This is a genomic window from Pseudomonas imrae (assembly GCF_046352735.2).
Classification (GTDB): Bacteria; Pseudomonadota; Gammaproteobacteria; order Pseudomonadales; family Pseudomonadaceae; genus Aquipseudomonas; species Aquipseudomonas imrae.
The window spans coordinates 3,931,501-3,956,225 of the sequence record NZ_CP110853.2 but is presented as its reverse complement, the minus strand read 5'-3'; the positions used below and the strand labels follow the sequence as shown (position 1 = coordinate 3,956,225).

At 58.2% G+C, this 24,725-nt stretch carries 21 protein-coding genes; 10 read left to right on the top strand and 11 right to left on the bottom strand.

Annotated elements, in window-relative coordinates; translation table 11 throughout:
* Positions 1–72 precede the first annotated feature (72 nt).
* Positions 73–2,367, top strand: coding sequence for an autotransporter outer membrane beta-barrel domain-containing protein (locus tag OQ460_RS17930; RefSeq protein WP_410018727.1), 2,295 nt, complete (start codon positions 73–75; stop codon positions 2,365–2,367).
* A gap of 164 nt (positions 2,368–2,531) precedes the next feature.
* On the opposite strand, the gene OQ460_RS17925 is transcribed toward OQ460_RS17930, so the two are convergent.
* The 6 genes from OQ460_RS17925 to OQ460_RS17900 form a co-directional block, all read right to left on the bottom strand.
* The gene (locus OQ460_RS17925; protein ID WP_421096170.1) at positions 2,532–6,101 is read right to left on the bottom strand and encodes a YncE family protein; all 3,570 of its coding nucleotides are present in this window, start codon (positions 6,099–6,101) and stop codon (positions 2,532–2,534) included.
* Between the two features lie 121 nt (positions 6,102–6,222).
* Positions 6,223–7,245, bottom strand: coding sequence for an AbrB family transcriptional regulator (locus OQ460_RS17920; protein WP_410018725.1), 1,023 nt, complete (start codon positions 7,243–7,245; stop codon positions 6,223–6,225).
* On the bottom strand, positions 7,238–8,752 hold the full coding sequence (locus tag OQ460_RS17915) for a tripartite tricarboxylate transporter permease (protein ID WP_410018724.1): 1,515 nt from the start codon (positions 8,750–8,752) through the stop codon (positions 7,238–7,240). The genes OQ460_RS17920 and OQ460_RS17915 overlap by 8 nt, the downstream gene beginning before the upstream one ends.
* A gap of 1 nt (position 8,753) precedes the next feature.
* Positions 8,754–9,212, bottom strand: a complete 459-nt coding sequence (locus OQ460_RS17910; protein WP_410018723.1) for a tripartite tricarboxylate transporter TctB family protein — start codon at positions 9,210–9,212, stop codon at positions 8,754–8,756.
* 60 nt (positions 9,213–9,272) lie between these two features.
* Positions 9,273–10,256, bottom strand: coding sequence for a Bug family tripartite tricarboxylate transporter substrate binding protein (locus OQ460_RS17905; RefSeq protein WP_410018722.1), 984 nt, complete (start codon positions 10,254–10,256; stop codon positions 9,273–9,275).
* Positions 10,257–10,300: 44 nt separating this feature from the next.
* The gene (locus OQ460_RS17900; protein WP_410018721.1) at positions 10,301–11,593 is read right to left on the bottom strand and encodes an OprD family porin; all 1,293 of its coding nucleotides are present in this window, start codon (positions 11,591–11,593) and stop codon (positions 10,301–10,303) included.
* 234 nt (positions 11,594–11,827) lie between these two features.
* Here OQ460_RS17900 and OQ460_RS17895 point away from each other — a divergent pair, with 234 nt between their 5' ends.
* Positions 11,828–12,499, top strand: coding sequence for a response regulator (locus OQ460_RS17895; RefSeq protein ID WP_410018720.1), 672 nt, complete (start codon positions 11,828–11,830; stop codon positions 12,497–12,499).
* Positions 12,492–13,883, top strand: a complete 1,392-nt coding sequence (locus OQ460_RS17890; RefSeq protein WP_410018719.1) for a sensor histidine kinase — start codon at positions 12,492–12,494, stop codon at positions 13,881–13,883. Before OQ460_RS17895 ends, OQ460_RS17890 begins: the two co-directional genes overlap by 8 nt.
* Here OQ460_RS17890 and OQ460_RS17885 read toward each other — a convergent pair.
* Positions 13,877–14,698: an HDOD domain-containing protein gene (locus tag OQ460_RS17885; protein ID WP_410018718.1), complete on the bottom strand. Its 822-nt coding sequence runs from the start codon at positions 14,696–14,698 to the stop codon at positions 13,877–13,879. The genes OQ460_RS17890 and OQ460_RS17885 overlap by 7 nt on opposite strands.
* Before the next feature lie 36 nt (positions 14,699–14,734).
* On the bottom strand, positions 14,735–15,676 hold the full coding sequence (locus OQ460_RS17880) for a YgfZ/GcvT domain-containing protein (protein WP_410018717.1): 942 nt from the start codon (positions 15,674–15,676) through the stop codon (positions 14,735–14,737).
* Between the two features lie 138 nt (positions 15,677–15,814).
* Between OQ460_RS17880 and OQ460_RS17875 the strand changes: the two genes are divergently transcribed.
* A complete protein-coding gene (locus OQ460_RS17875) occupies positions 15,815–16,069 on the top strand; it encodes a succinate dehydrogenase assembly factor 2 (RefSeq protein ID WP_410018716.1) in 255 nt (84 codons plus the stop codon).
* Complete coding sequence (locus OQ460_RS17870; protein WP_410018715.1) at positions 16,053–16,505, top strand: hypothetical protein; 453 nt, start codon at positions 16,053–16,055, stop codon at positions 16,503–16,505. The genes OQ460_RS17875 and OQ460_RS17870 overlap by 17 nt, the downstream gene beginning before the upstream one ends.
* Here the strand turns inward: OQ460_RS17870 and nadB are convergent.
* A complete protein-coding gene (nadB, locus tag OQ460_RS17865) occupies positions 16,474–18,090 on the bottom strand; it encodes an L-aspartate oxidase (RefSeq protein ID WP_410018714.1) in 1,617 nt (538 codons plus the stop codon). The genes OQ460_RS17870 and nadB overlap by 32 nt on opposite strands.
* Positions 18,091–18,564: 474 nt before the next feature.
* Here nadB and rpoE point away from each other — a divergent pair, with 474 nt between their 5' ends.
* The 4 genes from rpoE (at position 18,565) to OQ460_RS17845 (ending at position 22,427) form a co-directional block, all read left to right on the top strand.
* On the top strand, positions 18,565–19,146 hold the full coding sequence (gene rpoE / locus OQ460_RS17860; RefSeq protein WP_003172477.1) for an RNA polymerase sigma factor RpoE: 582 nt from the start codon (positions 18,565–18,567) through the stop codon (positions 19,144–19,146).
* A gap of 32 nt (positions 19,147–19,178) precedes the next feature.
* On the top strand, positions 19,179–19,769 hold the full coding sequence (locus OQ460_RS17855; RefSeq protein WP_410018713.1) for a sigma-E factor negative regulatory protein: 591 nt from the start codon (positions 19,179–19,181) through the stop codon (positions 19,767–19,769).
* A gap of 16 nt (positions 19,770–19,785) precedes the next feature.
* Positions 19,786–20,745 carry a MucB/RseB C-terminal domain-containing protein gene (locus OQ460_RS17850; protein WP_410018712.1) on the top strand — a complete coding sequence of 320 codons (960 nt, stop codon included), beginning with the start codon at positions 19,786–19,788 and terminating at the stop codon, positions 20,743–20,745.
* A 245-nt stretch (positions 20,746–20,990) separates the two neighbouring features.
* Complete coding sequence (locus OQ460_RS17845) at positions 20,991–22,427, top strand: DegQ family serine endoprotease (protein ID WP_410018711.1); 1,437 nt, start codon at positions 20,991–20,993, stop codon at positions 22,425–22,427.
* Between the two features lie 72 nt (positions 22,428–22,499).
* On the opposite strand, the gene OQ460_RS17840 is transcribed toward OQ460_RS17845, so the two are convergent.
* On the bottom strand, positions 22,500–23,933 hold the full coding sequence (locus OQ460_RS17840; protein WP_410018710.1) for a M48 family metalloprotease: 1,434 nt from the start codon (positions 23,931–23,933) through the stop codon (positions 22,500–22,502).
* Positions 23,934–24,027: 94 nt separating this feature from the next.
* Between OQ460_RS17840 and OQ460_RS17835 the strand changes: the two genes are divergently transcribed.
* Positions 24,028–24,267, top strand: coding sequence for a sulfurtransferase TusA family protein (locus OQ460_RS17835; protein WP_410018709.1), 240 nt, complete (start codon positions 24,028–24,030; stop codon positions 24,265–24,267).
* On the opposite strand, the gene OQ460_RS17830 is transcribed toward OQ460_RS17835, so the two are convergent.
* Positions 24,246–24,719 carry a peroxiredoxin gene (locus tag OQ460_RS17830; RefSeq protein WP_410018708.1) on the bottom strand — a complete coding sequence of 158 codons (474 nt, stop codon included), beginning with the start codon at positions 24,717–24,719 and terminating at the stop codon, positions 24,246–24,248. The two genes, OQ460_RS17835 and OQ460_RS17830, sit on opposite strands and share 22 nt — an antisense overlap.
* Positions 24,720–24,725 lie beyond the last annotated feature (6 nt).

Genomic DNA, 24,725 nt, shown 5'->3' with positions numbered 1-24,725 from the left:
CCGAAGAAAACGGAAACCCATTCGAAACGGGGTCCGGGTTCGAACTGGATCTTTTTCTCAGAGACGCATGACATGACGCCTATCAAAGCACCACGCTTTCAGTACTCACGGTTGACTACCACTATCAAGTTGATGGCAGCCGCACCTTTTTATCTGTTGGGCGAGGCGGCTTTTGCTGTCACCACGGTGGACGGTGCCGGCGAGATCGGACGCCCCGTTGTCGATGTGACCGCTTCTACACAACCTGACAATTATGTATTGCTGCGAGCGGGTACCCTGAATGTCCTCGCAGGCGGCACAACTCGTGAAATCCGCGCCTCGGGCGGCTCCACCTTGAACATGCAGGGTGGGCGTGTTTCATCGTATTCCAGCTCAGACACCGCAGTATCGTTGAACAACAGCAATGCCACGATCAACAACGCCACCATCACCAGCCATGCTGCGGGCGGCCTGGACCTGGCCCGAAATCCGGCGGGAAATGGCCGTTCCAGCGCAGTGGTGAATAACAGCCAGATCAAGGGCGCGACCTACGGCGCGACAGTGACCGCATTCAGCAACCTGGAGCTCAACGGCTCGACATTGACGGGCGGCAGCCAAGAAGGGCTGCGCTTGGTGGGCGGCCTTGCAACAGCTGTCGGCAGTAGCATCACGGGTGCCACCAACGGTGTATTGATGAACCGTGATCGCACGGCGGCGGGTACGGATCCGCAGTTGGTGCTAGAGGGCTCACATGTCGAGGGCACCAGCGGCGCTGCCATCTTAGTGGATCGCCTGATCACCGCCGAGATCGATGTCAATAATGGTTCCAGCCTGGTGGGTGGCAACGGCAACATGCTGGAACTGGTCAACGGCGGCTCGGCCAACATACGCGTCAACAACAGCGCCCTCACCGGCGACATCCAGGTGGGCGAAGCCAGCGTGCTCGACTTGAGTCTGGATGGCGCGTCGATGACCGGTGACGTGATCAACAATGGCGGCAGCGCCAGCGTCGGCCTTAACAATGGTTCGATTCTCACCGGCCGCCTGGAGAACGTCGACAAGCTGGCGATCAACACAGACGCCACCTGGGTCATGGTTGATAATCAGCAAGTGGGCGATCTGTCCATGGCGGGTGGCAACGTCAAGTTCGGTGACACCGGTACGTTCTACCAGTTGGATGTAGCGAATCTGTCGGGTAACGGCACGTTCATCATGAGTGCGGATTTCGCCCAATTGAAGGGCGATTTCCTCAACGTGACCGGTACGTCTTCGGGCGCTCACCAGTTGCTGATCGCCAGCAGCGGTGCCGATCCATTGTCTGACGAGCGTCTGCATGTAGTACATACCGAAGATGGCGTCGCCCAGTTCAGCCTGGTCGGGGACCGCGTCGATGTCGGTACCTACTCCTATGGCCTGGTCAATGACAACGACGGCAAGGACTGGTTGCTCGACCCAAGCAACAAGGTCATCAGCCCGGGTACCAACTCGGTCCTGGCCTTGTTCAACGCAGCGCCGAGCGTGCTGTACGGTGAAATGACCACCTTGCGCACACGTATGGGCGAATTGCGCTACAGCGACGGCCAATCGGCCGGTTTCTGGACCCGTGCCTACGGCAACAAGTATGAAGTGGGCAACGACAACACCGGCCTGGGCTATACCCAGCACCAGCGCGGTTTCACCATCGGTGCGGACGCGCCGTTGCAGTCGGGTGATGGCCAGTGGCTGGTTGGTGCGATGGCCGGCCACAGCACCTCGGACCTGGACTTGAGCCGAGGCAGCAGCGCGACCATCAAGAGTTACTACGTAGGTGGTTACGCCACCTGGATGGACGACGAGAGCGGCTTCTATTTCGACAGCGTGCTCAAGCTCAACCGCTTGCACAGCGAATCCGACGTGGCGATGAGCGACGGCAAGAAAGCCAAGGGCAACTACACACAGAATGCGGTAGGCGCCTCGGTGGAAGTGGGTCGGCATATCAAGCTCGATAACGACTTCTTCGTGGAACCCTACGGTCAGGTCGCGGCCGCCATTACCCAGGCCCAGAGCTACACGCTGGACAACGGCCTGGATGCCAAGGGCGATCGCTCAAGTTCGGTGATCGGCGAAATCGGTACCACGGTTGGGCGCAATATCCAGCTGGAAAGCGGCAGCATATTGCAGCCGTACCTCAAGGCGGCGGTGGCGCATGAGTTCGACCAAAGCAACAAGGTGTTCGTCAACGACAACTCGTTCAACAACGACCTGTCGGGCTCGCGTTTGAAGGTGGGTGCCGGTGTGGCGATGTCGGTTTCTCAGAACCTTAAGCTGCATGCTGATTTCGAGCACAGCAAGGGCAAGAACATTGAGCAACCATGGGGTGTGAATGTGGGGCTGCGTTACGATTTTTGATGCAGCGCAAGGCTTCGGCGGGATGAGTCGAGGTTTGTTACGGGGTAAAAAATGTGGGGCATGGGCCCCTTGCGCTTGAAGGGAAATAAGCCCGGTCTCGAAAGAGGCCGGGCTTATGGTTTGGGTAGAGTGAATCTACGCTGAGTTAACCGCGTAAACGTTGCTTATAGGGCAATAACAGACACATGGTTACTACCTCCATTGCATACATAAGCATATGCACCGTTCTTGCTGATGCCAATGCCTTCAGGGGTGGTGAAACCGTCGATGGTTTCAATAATAGTGTCGGTACTGGTGTCGATAGTGCGCAATTTATTGCTCAAGGCTTCGGATATGTAGGCTCTTTCCAGAATGGGATGCATTGCAACTCCATTGGGTGAATTGAACCCAGTTAGTGTTTTACTGATTTTGTTAGTGGTTAGGTCTAGTACCAGGACAGTTGTTCCGGTGTTGTTCGGTCCGCGGTTGGTGATGTAAGCCTTTGGTGCATGAAAGTTATGCGGGCTGGTAGCTATGTCCTGTGGGTAAGACGTGCCTGGAATATCGCCAATGAGACTTCCATTTCCCACCGGATTAATCATTGTAATGACACTTCGGGAGGGAGCATACAGTCGAGTGTATTCAGGGTTGAATGCCAGTCCAGTGGGGTAGATGACTTTCAAACTGTTCAGGCGTGCTCCCGTTTGTGCGTCGTGAACATACACAAAAGCATCGAAGTTGCAGGAAAAGTAAACTTTTGATCCCTGTTCGTTGAACGCTATCCCAAGAATACGATTAAAGCCATTTATAGTCTGGACGATTTTGTTTGTTGCGAGGTTTACCACCGAAGCGGTTTTTGCTCCCATGTTGCCGACAAATAGGCGAGTACCGTCAGGATGTATGGCCAGCCTATAGGGGCTGGAGAACCCGGAGATAGTATCAATCACGGTGTTGGTATGGGTATCGATAACGGAAACCGTATGCGAGACCCAATTCGTGACATAGGCGCGAGAGCCATCAGCACTAAGTGCAATGTGGTGTGGTTTATTGCCGACAGTGATATTTTTAATTATACCTGTTTCGCGTTTAACAATATATTGAGGCGCTTTTAGCTTGACTGCCGTACTGAATTGGTTGGTGCCATCAAGAGAGACACTGACTTCGACATCCAACGTCGTCCCATCCGATAGCGAAAGTTGATAGCCGAGCGGGATAGGCTCGCTGATCTTTTTCGCACTTGCCTCGGCAGCTGTTACGACTCTTCCATCGGCCAATTCAATGTCGCGCTCACCGTCCAGCTTGATCCAGATGGCCTGGCCTGCTCGCATGAAGGGATAGCCCAGAATCTGCACGCTGTTGCTATTATGGGTATTGAGTTGATTTCCGTCTGCTTCGGGTACCGATACCAAGTCCAAGTCTGGAATTGGTTGCACCTCCAGGTCAAGCGTATCTGAAGGAAGTAGGGAAGTGCCGCGCTTCACTGTGTAATACACGGGAACATGGCTATCCACATTGGCTGCCACGGCTGTATTGCCGATCGTGAAATCGACATACCCTTTGCTGGCATCGCCAGGTTTCGGCGCAATAGTTGGCCTGCCCAAGTCTGGTTTGCCTTCGAAATACGGTTGGATCAAATCGGTATTGAGCATGTTATAACGCACACGCAGGGTAAACACTGCAGGGTAAGGAGGGCCGCTCACATGTATCGGATTCATCGTTGCACTTTTACCTGGCACGACAATGGTCGCTTCCAGTATTTCCGGGACATCAAGATTCAGCGGGGCCCCTACTCGCATATCCACAGAATGAGACAGGCGGTCACGTTCGCCGTCTTTTTTCAAGATGTAATAGATTCTCGCCGAGTATTGAAGATTTGCTAGAACAATGGCTCGTGGGACATCGAAATACAGGTTTTGGCCCACCCATAGCGGTGTAATAGGGAACGGCTTGTTGTAACTGCCCCCTGGGGCAGTGCCTTGGAAGTACAAGGTGACGGTAGAGCCAAGTGTGAACAGCGCATTTTTCGGGATGATGATTGTTGCGCCGAAGTGACTGACTTCTGGATTGAATACGTGATCCGGTGGCGGAGCTTCCTCTATTTCAACTATGGGCATTGATTCGATGATGCCGCCTACGTCAAAATTAGCGACTTGTGAGTAGCGAGTGCCTTCGCTATTGGTTACTTGATAACTGATATTTAACGTACCACCTGCCAGTTTCGCAATCTCGCCGTTGGGGCCATTGATAATGTTAAACGTAATAGTACCGTCGCCCGCCGGTCTTGGGCCAATTGGACGGTAGTAGTCGTCGCCAGTCGGATAGGTACCGATCAGATGTACAAGTACCTGGTCGTAGTAATCCTGGCCACCGTAAGGATTGATCCTGATAGTGACGTTTACAGACTCTGGCGGTATGTTGCCCTCGGGCGCCTGAAGTACGGTGACGGGAGGCAGGCCGATCGGAATGGAGTTACCGATAACGTCCAATACATTGACCCGTGAGCGGCGATTGGGGGTAACCCCGCTGCGTTTGCGTTCGAAGTATATACGAACGGAGCCTCCGACCAATGCCTGCAGGTCTGCGAACGCGATGGGGATATGTAAGTTGACGAAAAGTGAGCTGATTTTGCCGTAGTATTCTTTTTTCACAACCGAACCATCGGCAGTGTGTCCTTCGGCGAATACAAGGATTTCATCGTCTTTCAAGTAACCATTGCCTGGCACATTGATGACCAGGGTCGCGGGTTGCCCCTCGAGAACTCTAATGTCTATGCGGCCTTCATCGTCAACCTCAGCAACAATAGGCTTGTTCAGCAGTGGATTGGGGTTACCTACATGCGATTGAATAGTCGTGATGGGGGAGGCCCCGTCCGTTTTGTTTCCTGCTTCGTCAATGACAAAGTATTGAGTGACAATGTCGCCATAGCCGACCGTACTCCAGGTGCCGGCGTTAACCATGATGACGATAGGATCGGCGCCCGCCGCTTCACCTTCCGTTACCGAATGCTTGACGGCATGACCGTTAAGATGGAGCCAGATAACATCTCGGGCTGCCCAGTTATAGAGAGGTGAAAGACCTGTTCGATTTGGGTACTTGTTGATGCGAACGGCAACCCCGTTCTGGGCGTCTGCGTCAGTAACGCCGTGGTCAATAATATGTTGTTCATACATTGGCGCATCGAAATGTTGGTGATAGGACAAACCATGGTCGGGGTCTGGTCCGCCAGGCTCTATATCGTCGACAAAAAATTTGAAGTGAGCGGTCTCGTCAGCCCCTCCACCTGCTCGGGTAACCTTGAAGAAACAGGGAGCAATCTCGCCGTAGTTCAACTCGGTCTGCGGCACATAGAGCGGTATTGATAGTCCCCCATCCGCCTGGATATCAGTCACCGTTGTAAAAGCTACCGGGTTTCTATCATCTCCAAAGAACAGTTCAATGAAGTCAAACTCTGCCATGAGCAAGTAGGGGCGCAAGGTGCAGAGCAAACCTTTTTCCGGATTGAGGGTTTTTGCTCCCTTATTGATGCCCCCATGGTAGCCAGTATAGGGCTTCCTGAGGCCCGGAATATCCAAGACCAGGCTGGAAAAAGGTACCGGGGCCAGGATTTCAGGGCTTGTAAGGTCAACCTCATAGACTGTTTCATCCTTGGAGGCGGGGCGAGGCGTCGGTGCGGGTGTTGGTATAGGCATAGGCACAATCACCGGGCACTGGCACTCGGACTCACTCTGATTGGGGTCGCTGGGGACTTTTGGCATGGTCGTGATCCTTGAATGAAAGGTGAAAGCCTCGGCAACATCACGGCTGAGACCTGAAAACCATTCGATGTCAAAGGAAAGAGCGAAGATAGCTGTGAGAATTGACAGTGCCGACAAGTGGTCAGGGCTGCCGATTCCAATGCCTGAACAACGGCTCGGCCAGGAACAACACAAACAACAAACGCATGACCTGCATCGCCGTCACCAGCGGCACGGACAGTTGCAGGGTCTCGGCCGTGAGGCTCATCTCGGCAATGCCGCCGGGCATCATGCCCAGGGTCAGGGAGCGCAGGTCCAGTTGCGTCAGCGCACTCAAGCCCACCGCCGCCAATGTCGCGATGAGCATGGTCAGCAGCGTGCCGAGCAAGGTGCGGGCCATGAACGACGGCGCGCGGCGGAAGAACTGGCGGTTGAAGTGGCAGCCCAGGCCGCTGCCGATCAGCCATTGGCCGATTTGGCTGCCACCGTCGGGCAGTCCGATATGCAGGTCCCACGCCACACTGGCGGTAGCGCTCACTAATAATGGCCCGAACAACCAGGGGTTGGGTTGACGCAAGCGCTGCCAGCCCCAGGCCACCAGCGCACCCATCGGAAACAACAGCACCAGCCAAGCCCAATTCACCGGTGCCGGATGAAATTGTGGCGCACCGTCGCCGAGCAAATACTTGAAGATTGCCGGCACACACAGCACCACCACCAGCACCCGCAAGCTTTGGCCAGCGGCGACGCGGCTGAGTACCGCGCCATTGCGTGCACCGAGATTGACCATCTCGCCGGAACCGCCCGGCATGCTCGAGAAAAACGCCGTGGCACGGTCTTCACCGCTGCGGCGCATCAGCCACACGCCGACAATGCTCGACAGGCTGGTGACCAATGCGCCAAAGAAAATCAGTCCGAAGTGGGCCATCACCTGATCGATCACCACTGGGGTGAAGTGCAGGCCAATACCGATACCGATCACCCATTGGCCGCATTTGCGCCCTCCGGGGATTTCCGCCAGTTGCCACGGTGTGAGGCAGCGCACAAGGATGATCGCCAGCAATGAGCCGACCATATATGGCAAAGGCCAGCCGATCAGGCTGGCCAGGTAACCGCCGGCCAGGCCGACCAGCGGTGTTGCCCACCAATGTTTAAGCTCAGGCATCGGCTACGGCGCGACGCTGCAGGGAGCGCTTGCGCCAGATACGCAGCACCGGCACCAGCAGCATGATCACTGTCAACACCCAGACACCGAGCGTGATCGGGCTCGACCAGAGGATTTCCAGTGCGCCGTTGGAAATGGACAGCGCGCGGCGCAGGTTCTGCTCCATCAGGCCGCCGAGGATAAAGCCCAGCAGCAGTGGCGACAGCGGGAAGTCCAGCTTGCGCAGGATGTAGCCGAAGATGCCGATGGCGATCATCAGGAACAGGTCGAAGGTGGTAGCGTGTACCGCGTAGACGCCAATCGCGGTGATGATCGCAATCACCGGCACCAGTGCCCAGTTCGGCACGGCAAGGATGCGGGTGAAGATACGGATCATCGGGATGTTGAGGACCACCAGCATGATGTTGGCGATAAACAGTGAAGCGATCAGGCCCCAGACAATGTCTGGTTGCTGTTGGAACAGCAGCGGGCCGGGGGTGATGTTGTACAGCGAGAGGGCGCCGATCATCACCGCCGTGGTACCCGAGCCTGGAACGCCGAGGGTCAGCATCGGCACCATCGCACCACAGACTGACGCGCCGATGGCGGTTTCCGGCGCGGCCAGGCCACGCATATCGCCTTGGCCGAATTTACCGCTGGCACCCGCGATACGTTTCTCAGTCATGTAGGCCACGGCCGAGGCCATCGTCGCGCCTGCACCCGGCAATACACCGATGATGAAGCCCGACACCCCGCAGCGGATGTTTACGCTCAACACCGACAAGGCTTCCTTGACGTTGAACATCATGCGCCCGGTGGCTTTCACCGCTTCCTGGCCTCGGTGGGTTTTTTCCAGGAGCAGGAGGATCTCACTGACGGAGAACAGACCCAGGACCAGGACCACGAATTGGATGCCGTCGGTCAGGTGGATGTTGTCGCCGGTGAAGCGGTATACGCCACTGTTGGCATCGATGCCCACGCACGCAAGGAACAGGCCGATCAATGCCGAAACAAAGGTCTTGAGCGGTTTGTCGCCGGCCATGCCGCCCAGGCAGACAATCGCAAACACCATCAGTACGAAATATTCCGCCGGCCCGAAGGCAATCGCCCATTTGGCCAGCAGCGGAGCGAACAGCACCATGCCGCAGGTGGCGATAAACGCACCAATGAATGAGCTCCAGGCTGACAGCGACAACGCCACACCGGCCATGCCTTTACGGGCCATCGGGTAGCCGTCGAGGGTGGTCATTACAGTGGAGGCTTCGCCCGGGATGTTGAGCAGGATCGAACTGATCCGACCGCCGTATTCGCAGCCCAGGTACACGGCGGCCAACAGAATCAGCGCCGATTCGGGCGGCAGGCCCAGGGCAAAGGCGATGGGGATCAACAACGCCACGCCGTTGATCGGGCCCAGGCCCGGCAACAGGCCGACCACGGTGCCGATCAGGGTGCCGCACAGTGCGGTCACCAGGTTATAGGGGCTCAGCGCGACGCCAAAACCCTGGCCCAAATAGCCAAAAGTATCCATATCAGTTCTCCAGAACGTCGAGCAGACCGAGGGGCAGTGGCACGTCCATGGTTTTATCGAACAGCAGATAAAGACCGATGCTCATCAAGGTGATGATGACCACGCTGGGCAACCAGCGACCGCCATATAGCCGTGCCATCGGGATACCGATCAGCATGCTGCTGAGAATGAAGCCCAGGGATTCAAAAGTGCCGGCAAATACCAGCAGCAGGGCCACGCATATCCCTATCTTGATCAGGGTCGGTCGGTCCAGCGCCGGTTCATCCTCGGTATGTTTGGTTGGTTGCGGACGAATCAGCATGTAGATCAGTGCCAGGCCCATCAGCGCGAGCAACAGCAGTGGGAAAGCCCGAGGCCCTACGGGTTCGTAGGAAAATGCTGCCTGGTAGGGCCAGGCCATCAGCGCCAGGCCGATACAGGCCAATAACAGCACGCCAGCGAAAATGCGTTGTAAGAGCATGGAAAACTCCTGGGCCACGCCTTGGATGCACAAAGACGTGGCCGCGCGAACAGGGGGCGATTACTGGATCAGGCCGAACTCTTTGGCCAGTACTTTGTAGTCCGCTACCTGTTTCTTGACGTAGGTGTCCAGCTCCTGGCCGGTCATGGCGAACGGGAACAGTTCACGCTGATCACGCAGTTTGGCGAATTCCTCGGAAGCCAACAGTTTGTCGAACGCGGCTTTCCACCAGGCGTAGTCTTCGTCGCTGACTTTTGGCCCGAGGTAGAAACCGCGCACCACTGGCCAGACGATGTCGTAGCCTTGCTCCTTGGCGGTAGGGATGTCCTTCATTTCCGGCTCGTCCAGGCGATTTTCGGAGAACACCGCCAGCAGGCGCATGTCACCACTCTGGATGTGCGGCATGGAGTCGGAGATGTCCGTACTGCCAACCTGGATATGCCCGCCGAGCAAGGCCGTGGCAATTTCGCCGCCGCCTTCGAGGGCCACGTAACGCAGTTCACGCGGGTTGATCCCGGCGGCTTTGGCGATCAGTGCGGTTTGCATCCAGTCCTGGCTGCCGACGGTGCCGCCGGAACCGATCACCACGCTGCCAGGATCTTTCTTCAGGGCCCGGACCAGATCGTCGAGGGTTTTGTAAGGCGAGTCGGCTTTGACCGCGATGGCGCCATAGCTGGTGCCAACCGCCGCCAGCCATTTCACCGCGCTTTCATCGAAACGGCCGAACTTGCCCTGGGCCAGGTTCAACAGCGAACCGCTGGACCAGGCCACGAGGGTGCCGCCGTCGGCTGGACGCTGGGCCACGACTGCGTTGTAAGCCACTGCGCCGACGCCACCTGGCATGTAGGTCACACGCATCGGCTTGTTCAACAGCTTTTCATTGACCAGTGCGCTTTGCACCAGTTTGCAGGTCAGGTCGAAGCCGCCGCCGGGGGAGGCCGGGGCGATGCATTCCGGGCGTCGTGGTTCGTCGGCGGCCAGCAGTTGGCCAGCGAACAACATGCAGCCGGCGGCCAGGGCAAATTTACGCAGTGATGAGGTCATGTGGAACTCCGTCATTGTTGTTATTGGGGGGATGACTGTCAGGTTTACCAAAGTGCGACGCTGTAACTGACCAGCACGCGCATTTCGTCTGCGTCCCGGGCCGAGTAGTTGGAGCGATAGGAGGCGTTACGCAGGCGGACCGCCACATCCTTGAACGTGCCGCTTTGCACCACGTACTTGATCTCGGTGTTGCGCTCCCATTCCTTGCCGGTGTCGCCGTTCTTGAGCTTAATGTTGTCACCGGACACATAACGGCTCATGAAGCTCAGGCCGGGAACGCCCAGTTTGCCGAAGTCGTAGTCGTAACGAGCCTGCCAGGAGCGTTCTTCGGCGCCGGCAAAGTCGTTGATCTGTACGAAGTTGACCAAGTACGGGTTGCTGCCATCTACGTACGGAAACGCGTTGTCGCCGGACATGTGCTGATAGCCGGCGCTCAGCTTATGGCCATTGAGGGCGTAGCTGAAAATACCGCTGAGGGATTTGTTATCAATGCTGCCGCCGCGTGCGCTGCCGGTGTCATCACTGATGGCCAGGCGCAGGTCGGTGGCGAAAGTGCCCGGGCCCATGGAGCGGGCGGCGACAAGGCCGAGGAAGTGCTGGCGGTACACATCGTCGAGTTGCGCGAAGTGATAGCTGCCGGTGATTTTGTCGGCGAATGTGTAATCCACGCCACCGAAGTTGAAGTGCTTGCCGGTGGCGCCGCTGAGGAAGCGGCCGTTCTTGTTGTTGAGGGTAATGTCCTCATAGTTGCTGTCGTTGCGGTCCTTGACCTTGTCCAGGCGACCGGCGGTGAATACCAGGCTCTTGAATTCGTTGGAGGTCAACAGGCCGCCATTGAACGTCTGCGGCAGGATACGGCCGTCGTTGGGCTGGAGGATCGGCAGGTCAGGAATCAGCGAGCCGATTTTCAGTTCGGTGGCGGAGATCTTCACCTTGCCGGTCAGGCCCAGTTTGGAATAGTCGTCTGCGGCGCGGCCATCATCGTGAGTGGGTAGCAGGCCACTGCCGGCGCGGTCGGGGCTGGAGTCGAGCTTGAGCCCGAGCATGCCCAGTGCATCGACACCAAAACCTACGGTGCCGTCGGTGTAGCCAGATTGCAGGTTAAGCATGAAGCCCTGGGCCCATTCGTCGCGCTTGGACTGCTGGGCGCTGGTGCCGTCGCGAAAGTCGCGATTGAAGTACATGTTGCGGGTTTCCAGGGTCGCGCTACTGTCTTCGAAGAAGGCGGCGTGGCCAAGCGGTGAAAAACCGGCAAAGGCGGCGGCACTGGCGAGGGCGGTCTGGGTCAGGCGGGAAAAACGAACAGGCGGGCAAGCCTGGGGCTGTGTCGACAGCATCGTGGGTGTACTCCTTTATTGTTCTTATTGGCGAAAACGCTTCAAGGCGTTTTTCGGGCGCTATCGGTGAAATAGCTCGGCGGTCGTAACCTTCCGTCTGGCGATGCTAATGGGCGAAGCTTTCGCTAACCTTTCAACTGCCTTTCAATGTTTTCGGGCTTCACAGCGCAGGCAGCGTCTGTAAACTGCCTCGCAAAGTGTGGCGCCGACCACCCCTGAATGAGGTACAGATCCATGCGTGTCCTTTTGGTCGAAGACCATTTGCAGCTAGCCGAAAGTGTCGCCCAGGCGCTCAAGAGCACGGGTTTGACAGTCGACGTGTTGCACGATGGCGTGGCGGCGGACCTGGCCTTGAGCAGCGAGGAATACGCGGTAGTGATCCTTGATGTGGGCTTGCCGCGCATGGATGGTTTTGAGGTGCTGGCGCGGTTGCGTGGGCGTGGAAAAAATCTCCCGGTGTTGATGCTGACGGCGCGCAGTGATGTAAAAGACCGTGTCCACGGCCTCAACCTTGGCGCCGATGACTACCTGGCCAAGCCGTTTGAACTGACGGAGCTTGAGGCCAGGGTCAAGGCCCTGTTGCGCCGCAGCGTATTGGGTGGTGAGCGACAGCAGACCTGTGGCGTGCTGGTGTATGACGTGGATACCCGGCGTTTCACCCTGGGTGAGGAGTTGCTGACGCTGACCTCCCGTGAGCAGGCAGTGCTGGAGGCGCTGATCGCCCGTCCTGGCCGGGTCATGAGCAAGGAGCAACTGGCATCCCAGGTATTCGGCCTGGATGAAGAAGCCAGCCCCGATGCCATCGAGATCTACGTGCACCGTCTGCGCAAGAAACTCGATGGACATCCGGTGGCGATTGTCACCTTCCGCGGCCTGGGGTATTTGCTGGAAGCGCGCGATGCGTAAGCACAACAGCCTGCGCTGGCGCCTGCTGTGGAACCTGGCGTTGTTGCTTGTCGTGCTGATGCTGGCCAGCGGCTTGAGTGCCTACTGGAATGGCCGCGAGGCCGCGGATACGGCCTATGACCGGACCTTGCTGGCGTCGGCGCGGACCATTGCGGCCGGACTGTCCCAGCGTGATGGCACCCTCAGTGCCGATGTGCCTTACGTGGCACTGGATACTTTCGCCTATGACAGCGCCGGGCGAATTTACTATCAGGTCAATGATATTCACCAGAAGCTGATTTCCGGCTACGAAGAACTGCCCGGGCCGCCGCCGGGCACGCCGCGCACTGATGATTATCCTGCACTTGCACGCTTCTATAACGCCAAGTATCAGGGGCAGAACGTGCGAGTGGTGAGCCTGCTCAAGGCCGTGTCGGAACCGAACATGAATGGCATGGCGGAAATCCGCGTGGCCGAAACCGATGAGGCGCGCGTCAGCATGGCCCGCAGCCTGATGGCCGACACCTTGTTGCGTTTGGGAATGTTGGCGGTCGGTGCCTTGCTGCTGGTGTGGTTCGCGGTGAGTGCGGCGTTGCGTCCGCTGGAGCGTTTGCGCACGGCGGTGGAAGAGCGTCAGCCGGATGATCTGCGGCCCTTGCCGCTTGTAGAAGTGCAGCACGAACTGGGGCCGTTGGTGCGGGCACTGAATCATTTTACCGAGCGCCTGCGTGGGCAGTTCGAACGCCAGGCGCAGTTTATTGCCGATGCCGCCCATGAGTTGCGCACCCCGCTGGCGGCGCTCAAGGCTCGGCTTGAATTGGGGCTGCGCGCCGAAGACCCGGCGACCTGGCGCACGACCCTGGAAACGGCGGCCCAGGGAACGGATCGCCTGACCCATCTGGCCAATCAATTGTTGTCCCTGGCGCGCATTGAAAACGGCGCCCGGGCGATTGCCGAAGGGGGGGCGCAATTATTGGATCTGAGCCAACTGGCCCGTGAGTTGGGCATGGCCATGGCGCCGCTGGCCCACGCCCGTGGTGTGGCCCTGGCGCTGGAAGCGGATGAACCGGTTTGGCTGCGCGGCGAGCCGACACTCTTGAATGAGCTGCTGAGCAATTTGGTGGACAACGCCTTGGCTCACACGGCTTCGGGTGGCAATGTGATCCTGCGGGTCACGGCACCGGCGGTATTGGAAGTGGAAGACGATGGCCCAGGCATCCCGTTGGGTGAACGGGATCGGGTGTTCGAGCGGTTCTATCGACGCAACCAGCAGGTCGCGGGTTCAGGTCTGGGGTTGGCGATTGTCGGTGAGATCTGCCGGGCACACCTGGCGCAGATCAGTCTGCATGACGGCAAGTCGGCGGGGTTGAAAGTGCGTGTGAGCTTTAGCCCCGGCGATCAATAAAACATCGAGCGCGCTTCATCCAGTTTCGCGCGCAAGGTTTCGCTGCAGGGATCAATCCGCAGTTTCTGCATGGCCGGCAAGTTTGTTACCGATACGTGCGCCAACGGGTGATCAGTGCCTTTGTGGCAATACAGCACCGCTATTTGCACCAGGTCAACGTAGTCCAGGCTTGCGGAGTCACGTTCCAGATCCAGGTACTGCCCCGGAACACACAGCAACCGATCAGGAAAATCCCAGACCCGTAGCAGTTTATCGCCCAGCAGCGGGTGGATGCTGTCGATCACGTGATTGAGGCTGACCGGGTCCGCCAACAGTTCGTAGTGATCTTCGGCGTAGGTCAGGATCGGTAGCACACCGATCTGATGAACCAGGCCGCCAAGTGCCGCCTGATCGGGCTTTAGCTGGCTGTGGTTGCGGCACAGCGCATAACTGACGCCGGCGACTTCCAGGCTGCGCCGCCAGACATCGCGCATTTTCTGTTCGACGACTTCAGAGCGGGCGTGGAAGATTTGCTCCATCACCAGGCCAATCGCCAGGTTGCTGCTGTAGTTGGTGCCCAGGCGGGTGATCGCGGTGTGCAGATCGGTCACTTCCTGGGACGCTCGCAACAACGGACTGTTGACCACTTTGATCAGTCGCGCCGACAGGGCGGTGTCGCGGCCGATGACTTTGCTCAAGTGGCTGATGCTAACGTCCGGGTCTTCGGCGGCCTGACGGATTTTCAGGGCCACCTCCGGGAGTGTGGGCAGAACCAGGTCATCATTATCAATGGCCTTAACCAACGCTCGTTGGACTTCTTCCGCCAGCTTGTTCATTCATGGTCTCTAGGGTATTGCAAAAGGGTACAACGCTTAGCGCTGGATCTCGCGATCACGGTCCAGTTGGTAGGGCAGGTCGAGCAACTGCAGCCCTGGACCTTCCAGGGTACCTAAATGCACATCGCCACTTTCGGCGCAGTCGGCTTGCAGGACTGCCAGAAGCTCGATCGTCGAGCCAGTCCTGGCGGCGATGACCACTTCACCAATGGCACTGTTGTGGTTGGGCGAGAACAGCGGCGTACCCGGTTCGGGCAGCATGGTGTCGTTCAGGCTCAGGCGGTACAGGCGGCGCTTGAGTTTGCCAAGGTATTGCATGCGGGCGACGATTTCCTGGCCGGTATAGCAGCCTTTCTTGAAACTGACGCCGCCGACGGCTTGCAGGTTGAGCATCTGCGGGATGAACAGCTCACGAGTCTGTGCCATGACCTGGCCGATACCGGCACGGATCTGTCCGAGTAACCAGGCGTCAAGGTCGCCTTCGCTCAGTTGCGCGGTCAACTGCTCGTGCAGTGTCTGGGCGTGTGCGGCTGGCACCCACAACTCGGCACGGCCGGGGGACACACGAATCGCGATCAGTTCATCGGTACGGGCGACGCTGTCGGTTTCCGCTGGAAGCTCAAGACCCAGGCTGGTCAATACCCGATCGGCGTTTGCCAGGCCGAAACGCACCCAGGCTGCACTTTCGTCAGTCAGTTTGGATTTGGAAAAGACCGCGTATTTTTTCAGGTCGGCCAACTGCGGGTCCAGCAGCTCGCTGGCCATTGCCAACAGCACGCCATCACCTTGCAACACAATCCTGAAGCTCGACTGCATGCGCCCTTTTTGGGTGCAGCGGGCGCCGAGGCTGGCACCGGTGTCACTGAGGTAATTGAGGTTGCAGGTCAGTTGTCCCTGGAGGAACTTGGCCGCGTCAGCGCCGCGAACAGCCAGGACGCCTTCGTGGGACAGCGGGCAGAAAAAAGCAGAGTCAGCCATGGGTCATCGCAGTTGGAAAGTCATGGGGTGCATCATAGAGGGGCGACCGGCAAATGGGTAGTTTCATAGGTCCGACCAACGCCGACTGTTCCGAGGGGCGTGGGTCTGTATACTTGCGCTCTATTTGAGGAGCGCTCCATGGTCGAAGATGTAGAACTCAATCGCCTCTACTGGCACAGCCGTCGTGGCATGCTTGAGCTTGATGTGTTGCTGGTGCCGTTCGTCAAAGAGGTCTATGCGACCCTCAACGAGGTAGATCGCGCATGCTACGTCAGGCTGCTGGAATGCGAGGACCAAGACATGTTCGGCTGGTTCATGGAGCGTTCCGAGTCGGATGATCCCGAACTGCAGCGCATGGTCCGGATGATCCTGGATCGTGTCCAGCCCAAGTAATACCTTTGAATGCCGCTGGCAGGCCTCCGGGCAACTGCTGGTGGCGTATCTCCTCGCCCAGGCGCTCGCGCTGGGTGCGCTGTGCTTTCTTGCGGTTTCTCCCTGGCTTGCCCTGTCGGGTGCTGCGTTGTGCCTGGCTCAGGCTGGCTGGGTCTTGCCGCGTCAGATCCTGTTGACCCACCGCTCATCGGTTCGAGGCTTGCGTCGCAACGCCGATGGCTGGCAGCTATGGAGCGCAGCGCGCGGCTGGCATGCCGTACAACTGCGTCCCGACAGCCTGGCCCTGCCGCTGATCGTGGTATTGCGTTATCGGTTGCCGGGCGAGTGGTGGGTGCGATCAATCTGTGTGCCAGCGGACTCACAGGCGGCCGATGTGCATCGGCGCCTGCGTGTGCGCTTGAAGTTCAGTCGCCGTAGGTGGTTGGCACCAGAATAGTGTCGAGGGCCACCGGGAGCATCTGCGGATAGTCGAGGGTGTAATGCAGGCCTCGGCTTTCCTTGCGTTCCATCGCCGAACGGATCATAAGTTCGGCGACTTGCGCCAGGTTTCGCAGTTCGATCAGGTCGCGGCTGACTTTATAGTTGCTGTAGAACTCGTCGATTTCATCCAGCAGCAACCTGACTCGATGTTGCGCACGTTGCAGGCGCTTGTTGGTGCGCACAATCCCCACGTAGTCCCACATGAAGCGCCGCAGTTCGTCCCAGTTGTGGGCGATGATCACGTCTTCGTCGGAGTCGGTGACCTGGCTGGCATCCCAGCGGGGCAGGGCGGCCGGTACCGGTACGCGGGGCAGTTGTTCAAGGATATCGGCGGCGGCAGAGCGGGCGTAGACGAAACACTCGAGCAGCGAATTGCTGGCCATGCGGTTCGCGCCGTGCAGCCCGGTAAAGCTGGTTTCGCCGATGGCATACAAGCCAGGTACATCGGTACGGCCCTGCTGGTCGACCATTACGCCACCGCAGGTGTAATGCGCTGCGGGAACGACCGGGATCGGGCCCTTGGTGATGTCGATATTGAATGTCAGGCAACGCTCATAGACCGTCGGGAAGTGGGACTTGATGAAGTCCGCGGGCTTGTGGCTGATATCCAGGTAGACGCAGTCGATGCCCAGCCGCTTCATTTCGTGGTCGATGGCACGGGCCACGATATCCCGTGGCGCCAGCTCGGCCCGTGGGTCGAAACGCTGCATGAAGCGTTCGCCATTCGGCAGTTTGAGATGCGCACCTTCTCCCCTGAGGGCTTCGGTAATCAGAAAACTCTTGGCTTGGGGGTGATACAGGCAAGTGGGGTGGAACTGGTTGAACTCCAGGTTCGCCACCCGGCAGCCTGAGCGCCAGGCCATGGCGATGCCATCACCGCAGGCGCCGTCGGGGTTGCTGGTGTACAGGTAGACTTTGGCGGCGCCGCCTGAGGCCAGGATGGTGAAACGGGCACCATAGGTGTCGACTTCGCCACTGGCCCGATTGAGCACGTAGGCGCCCAGGCAGCGCTCGCCCGCCAGTCCCAGGCGCTTTTCGGTGATCAGGTCAACGGCGACCCTTTGCTCCAGCAGTTCGATATTCGGCCGTTGCCTGGCCTGGGCGAGCAACGTCTTGAAAATCGCGGCGCCGGTGGCATCGGCGGCGTGGATGATGCGCCGATGGCTATGGCCGCCTTCACGGGTCAGGTGGAACTCGAAGCCGCCGTCATCGCTGCCTGAGTGTTCATCGCGCGTGAAGGGCACCCCTTGGTCAATCAACCACTGGATGGCCTCACGGCTATGCTCGACGGTGAAGCGCACTGCGTCTTCGTTGCACAGGCCGCCGCCGGCGTTCAGCGTGTCTTCGACATGGGATTGCACCGTATCGGTATCGTCCAGAACCGCAGCAACGCCGCCCTGGGCCCAGAAAGTCGAACCGTTGGCCAGATCGCCCTTGCTCAGTACGGCTACGCGCAAATGGCTCGGCAGGGTCAATGCAAGGCTCAAGCCGGCGGCACCGCTACCAATCACCAGTACATCGTGTTGAAACTGTTGGCTCATTTAAAGGATTCCGCAAAAAGCGATCCGAAGGAAAGGGCGCAGACAGGACGCCTGGATCGGCGAATCAATGGGGGCACACGGCCCACTAGTATATAGAGAGGGGGACCGGCACAATAGCCGGGCGTTCGTGGCATTGTGAGACTACGGGCAACGAACTGCACGGCTTTGATGGAGCGACCCGATAGCGGGGTGGGAACTTTCTGCTTGAATAGCCACTCCATAGCGGGATGCCCGAAAGCTGGGAAAACGTCGGATTGACTGATTGGTCGCGAGCCAAAGGTCAATCGGAAATCCGGCGACAAGATTATTCGCGCAGCCGGCTTTGCCCGCGCTGCGTTTTTCGTGTGTGCCAAAACAGTGCGCGCCGGAAACTTGCTTGAAGGGGGGAGAACTTTTGCGAAAAGTCCGAGTCTATGTTTGCAAGCCTGATCGTTTAGTTATGCAAGCCTCCTTCAAGTACAACGAGGAGTGTTCATGCTAACCCAGGAAGAGGATCAGCAGCTGGTCGAGCGCGTACAACGCGGCGACAAGCGCGCATTTGATCTGCTAGTGCTGAAATACCAGCACAAAATTCTCGGGTTGATCGTGCGGTTTGTGCACGACACCCATGAAGCGCAGGACGTTGCACAGGAAGCCTTTATCAAGGCCTACCGTGCACTCGGAAATTTTCGCGGCGACAGTGCGTTTTATACGTGGCTGTACCGCATCGCCATCAACACGGCGAAGAACTATCTGGTTTCTCGCGGTCGCCGCCCGCCAGATAGTGATGTGAGTTCGGAAGATGCTGAATTTTACGATGGTGATCACGGCCTCAAGGATCTCGAGTCGCCGGAGCGTGCATTGCTGCGCGACGAGATCGAAGGGACTGTCCATCGCACGATTCAACAACTGCCAGAAGATTTGCGTACGGCGTTAACTTTACGTGAATTCGACGGTCTGAGTTACGAAGACATTGCGAGCGTCATGCAGTGTCCGGTGGGTACCGTACGCTCCAGGATTTTCCGGGCTCGGGAAGCCATCGACAAAGCCTTGCAACCGTTGTTGCAGGAAAACTAAAGACAGCGGCGACAGCCAAGAGAGGAACCGCCATGAGTCGTGATGCCCTGCAGGAATCGCTGTCCGCAGTGATGGATAACGAAGCGGATGAACTGGAACTTCGTCGAGTGCTCAATGCATTTGATGATGCCGAAACCCGTGATACCTGGTCTCGTTACCAAGTCGCTCGGGCGGTGATGCACAAGGACCTGTTAGTCCCTCGTCTGGATATTGCTGCGGCCGTTTCTGCTGCGCTGGCAGATGAAGCTACTCCGGCAAAAGCCACTCGTGGTCCTTGGCGTAGCCTGGGTCGCCTGGCTGTTGCAGCTTCGGTGACGGTTGCTGTGTTGGCGGGTGTTCGCCTGTACAACCAGGACGAGATTGCTGGCGTTGAGTTGGCCCAGCAAGCCCAGCAACCGGTCATGGCCGGTCCGCAGGTCAAGGGTCCAGCTGTATTGGCCGGCTACAAGGAAGGCTCCGATGCAACCGGCCCGATGGCCAACGGCGTGCTTCAAGGACAGGCAGGCTGGCAGGACAAGCGCCTTCCAGAATACCTGCGTCAGCATGCTCAGGAATCTGCTTTGAAGGGTACTGAAAGCGCGCTGCCGTACGCTCGTGCCGCAAGCCTGGAAGAAAATCGCTAGACCGCCAAGGAGCTTTATGCGCGCCATACCGCTCCTTGCGCTTTTGCTCAGTGGCTGGTTTGCAGTACCCGCCCATGCCGACGAGGCCCAAGACTGGCTGAAGCGTCTTGGGCGAGCCGAGCAGCAGCAAAGTTTCCAGGGCACTTTTATCTACGAGCGTAACGGCAGTTTTTCTACACATGACATCTGGCATCGTGTGCAGGATGGCCATGTCAGTGAACGACTGTTGAAGGTGGATGGCTCGGCCCAGGAAATTGTTCGGGTCGATGGTCATACTCAGTGTGTCAGCGGTTCTTTGGTTGCCGATCTGGGAAATTCCCCCGGCGCCCCACCTCCAGTGCTTGATCCTTCCATACTTTCCTCTTTCTACGATCTTGCCGTTATCGGTGAGTCTCGAGTTGCCGGCCGCAAGGCGGTGATCGTGGCGTTGACGCCTCGCGATCAAAACCGTTATGGGGTCGAGTTGCACCTTGATCGAGAAACGAGCCTGCCGTTGAAGTCCTTGTTGCTCAATGACAAGAGGCAATTGCTCGAACGCTTTCAGTTCACCCGCTTGAACACGGCCAAGGTACCCGATGACGTTGACTTGCAACCCAGTACCGACTGCAAGCCGCTGGACCGTGCCAGTCGCGATGTATCCGATGTTGCGGCGACCCAGGCATGGCATGTGGAATGGGTGCCTCCAGGGTTCGAGCTGACCCGCAGCAGCGCACGCAAGCACTCCAAGACGGGGCTGGTGGTTGACAGCTTGATGTATGGAGACGGCCTGGCGCGCTTTTCGGTGTTTCTCGAACCTGTCGGTGATGTGGCAGGCGCAGAGGCACGTGTCCAATTGGGGCCGACGGTCGCCGTGTCCCGGCGTGTGGTGACTCCTCAAGGCCAGATCATGGCAACGGTTGTTGGCGAAATCCCACTGGGTACCGCTGAGCGCATCGCGCTTTCGGTTCGCAGTGCCCCGGCGCCTGTCAAACCATGAAGCGTTAATCCTATGCTCATCCTGTCCGTTCACAGTCATGCTGGCTTTCAACGATGCCCGCCTCTGCTGAGAGCATGAAATGTCTGGAGAGTATTTTCACTTGCAAAATCCTCCTATGTTTTTTATAGGTCAGAACCTCTCGGCTCTGGCCTTGTTTCGTTCACGGAAAATTAACGTCGGTAGTAGTAGTCTTTGACGTTTCTTGAACCCTGTCGCTCAACCTTGTTCGTCGTAACGGGAGCTGTATGTCGATACCACGTTTGAAATCTTACCTATCCATAGTCGCCGCGGTGCTGGTGCTGGGGCAGGCTGTCACTGCGCAAGCGGTGGAACTGCCTGACTTCACCGTGCTGGTAGAGCAGGCGTCCCCTGCTGTCGTCAATATCAGTACCACCCAGAAGCTGCCGGATCGTAAAGTCTCGAACCAGCAGATGCCGGACCTCGAAGGCCTGCCGCCGATGCTCCGGGAGTTTTTCGAGCGTGGCATGCCTCAACCTCGTTCACCCCGGGGTGGTGGCGGTGGCCAGCGTGAAGCCCAGTCCCTGGGCTCGGGTTTCATCATTTCACCTGATGGCTACATCCTCACCAATAACCATGTGATCGCCGATGCCGACGAAATTCTCGTGCGCCTGGCTGATCGCAGTGAGCTCAAGGCCAAGTTGGTCGGTACTGACCCGCGTTCTGACGTGGCGCTGTTGAAGATCGAAGGCAACAACCTGCCGGTGCTGAAGCTGGGCAAATCCCAGGACTTGAAAGCTGGGCAGTGGGTGGTCGCTATCGGTTCGCCGTTTGGCTTTGACCACACCGTGACCCAAGGCATTGTCAGCGCCATTGGTCGCAGCCTGCCGAACGAAAACTACGTACCGTTCATCCAGACCGACGTGCCGATCAATCCGGGAAACTCCGGCGGACCGTTGTTCAACCTTGCAGGTGAAGTGGTTGGCATCAACTCGCAGATCTACACCCGTTCCGGTGGCTTCATGGGTGTGTCCTTTGCGATCCCGATTGATGTGGCCATGGATGTTTCCAACCAATTGAAGGCGGGTGGCAAGGTCAGTCGCGGCTGGTTGGGCGTAGTGATTCAGGAAGTGAACAAGGACCTGGCTGAATCCTTTGGTCTGGACAAGCCGGCCGGCGCCCTGGTCGCGCAGATTCAGGATGGTGGTCCGGCTGCCAAGGGTGGCCTGCAGGTCGGGGATGTAATCCTGAGCATGAATGGCCAGCCGATTGTCATGTCTGCAGACCTGCCGCATCTGGTGGGTGCGCTCAAGGCGGGCGGCAAGGCAAACCTTGAAGTGATTCGTGAAGGCAAGCGCCGCAACGTCGAGCTGGCCGTCGGGGCTATTCCTGAGGAAGGCCAGGAGCTGGATGCCCTGGGTAACAAGTCCGGCGTCGAGCGTAGCAGCAATCGCCTGGGTATCGCCGTGGTCGAATTGACTGATGAACAGAAGAAGAGTTTCGACCTTCAGAGCGGCGTCGTAATCAAGGAAGTTCAGAACGGGCCTGCCGCACTGATCGGCCTGCAGCCAGGTGATGTGATTACTCACTTGAACAACCAGGCGATCAACTCCACCAAGGAGTTCACCGACATCGCCAAGGCGCTGCCGAAGAATCGCTCGGTGTCGATGCGAGTTCTGCGTCAGGGCCGTGCAAGCTTCATTACCTTCAAGCTGGCTGAGTAATCCGCTAGCCGCAGGTCAATAAAAAGCCCCGTTCTCGGTACACGAGAGCGGGGCTTTTTTTGCACCACGGACTCAGCTCATCATGTCCTTGACCAGGCGTTCCTGTTCGATCAGCTCACGTTGGCGTGCATCGATGCGAGATGACAGGGGGAAGTTGTTACCGGCGCGGCGCTTGGCGAAGTCCAGTTGTTGAATCGCCTGTTGGTAATCACCGACCAGTGCAAAGTACTCGGCGCGGGCCTGATGCAAGCCGATGATGTTGCCGGACAAGCCCCGGGTTTCGGCCACCTGATACCAGACGTCCGGGTCATCCGGGCGCGACTTGAGCAAGCCTTCCAGGGCTTTCTCCGCATCAGCGGTACGATTCTGCTTGAGCAACAGGTCTACCCGCACCTGGTTCAGCGGGTAATTGCTTGGGTATTGCGCCAGCATCCGGTCCACTCGCTGTTGGGCGTCCGGCATCCGGTTGTTGGTGATGTCCAGCTCGATCTGCGCCAGGTTATAAGTGATGTCGTTGGGCGCCTTGGCCAGCAGTGGCTTGAGATTCTCTCGCGCCTCATTGAGCTGGGTGCCTTTGATCTGGGCGATGGCCAGCCCATACCGTGCAACATCGCTTTTGGGATTTTCGTCCAACTGGGCTCGGAAGCGTTTGGCCGCCAATCCCGGTGTGTCTTCGTAGTACAACTGAACCCGTGCGCGAATCAGTTGATAGCGCAAGCTGTCTTCCCTACCGCCGGTACGAGCCTGTTCAGCTCGGTTGCGGGTGTCGGCAATGCGCGATTCGGTTACCGGGTGAGTCAGCAGGAACTCCGGTGGCTTGGCGTCGAAGCGATACTGGCGCATCAAGCGTTCGAACATGGTTGGCATGGAACGTGGGTCGTAACCGGCTTTTTCCAGGTTGAGGATACCGATACGGTCCGCCTCCTGTTCGTTCTGCCGGGAGAAGCGTCGCTGTTCTTGGATAGCGGCAGCCTGGCTGCCGGCAATCGCCGCGATGCCCGCATCACCGGCACCGGCAGCCGCAGCGATGATCCCGCCGAGCAGGGCGGCCATCATCGGCAGTTGCATCCGTTGCTGGGCTTCCACGCCGCGCGCGAAATGGCGTTGGGATAAGTGCGCCAATTCGTGAGCCATTACCGAGGCGTATTCGCCTTCGGTCTGGGCATTGAGGAACAGGCCGCCGTTGACCCCGACAATGCCGCCCGGTGCGGCAAAAGCGTTCAATTGCGGGCTGTTGATCAGAATGAATTCCAGGCGACGGTCGTTGACCTGGCTGGTCTCCACCAGTTTATAAACGCTGGTTTCAACGTAGTCCTTGAGCTGTGGGTCATTTAGCGCTGATACCTGACCGCGCAGGTACGCCAGCCAGGCCCGGCCCAGTTGGTGTTCCTGTTGTGGCGAGACAATGGCAGAACTGGCGTCGCCAAGTGACGGCAGGTCGTCAGCGAAGCCTGGAGAGGCGAGCAGGCAAGCCAGCGTCAGCAGGGTAGGGCGCAAAAAAGTCATGCACAAAGCCTTTCGACAAAGATCCTACTGTAGCCGGACACTGAGCCTGGGACCAGATATTCTAAGCCCCTTTGACGCCCGCCTGGAGTAAACCATGACTGATGCTGTAGCCCATGACGCCGAACTCGATGCCAGTGGCCTCAACTGCCCGCTGCCATTGCTCAAGGCCAAGATGGAACTCAATCGGCTGGCCAGCGGCGCGGTCCTCAAGGTGATTGCCACGGATGCGGGTTCCCAGCGGGATTTCCGCACATTTGCCAAGTTGGCGGGGCATGCACTGTTGCTCGAAGAGGTCGAAGACGGTGTCTTCTATTACTGGTTGCGTAAAGCCTGAGCCGCTGCCAGCACCGCATCCACATGGCCTGGAACTTTCACGCCGCGCCATTGCTGGCGTAGCACGCCATCCTTGTCGATCAGGAAGGTGCTGCGATCAACACCCAGGTACTCCTTGCCATACAGCTTCTTCAGTTTGATCACGTCAAACAGCTGGCAGACCGCTTCATCCTTGTCGCTGATCAGCTCGAAGGGGAACTCCTGCTTGGCCTTGAAGTTCTCGTGGGACTTCACGCTGTCGCGGGACACGCCGAACACTTCGGTATTGGCGGCCTGGAAGGCGGCGTATTGATCACGAAAGCCTTGGCCTTCGGTAGTGCAGCCCGGGGTGCTGTCCTTCGGGTAAAAGTAGAGCACCACCTGCTTGCCCTTGAGTGCGCCGAGGCTGAAGGTCTGCCCGCTGGTCGCCTGGGCCTCGAAGTCGGCTATCGGTGTGTCGATAACTACAGCCATGAAAAC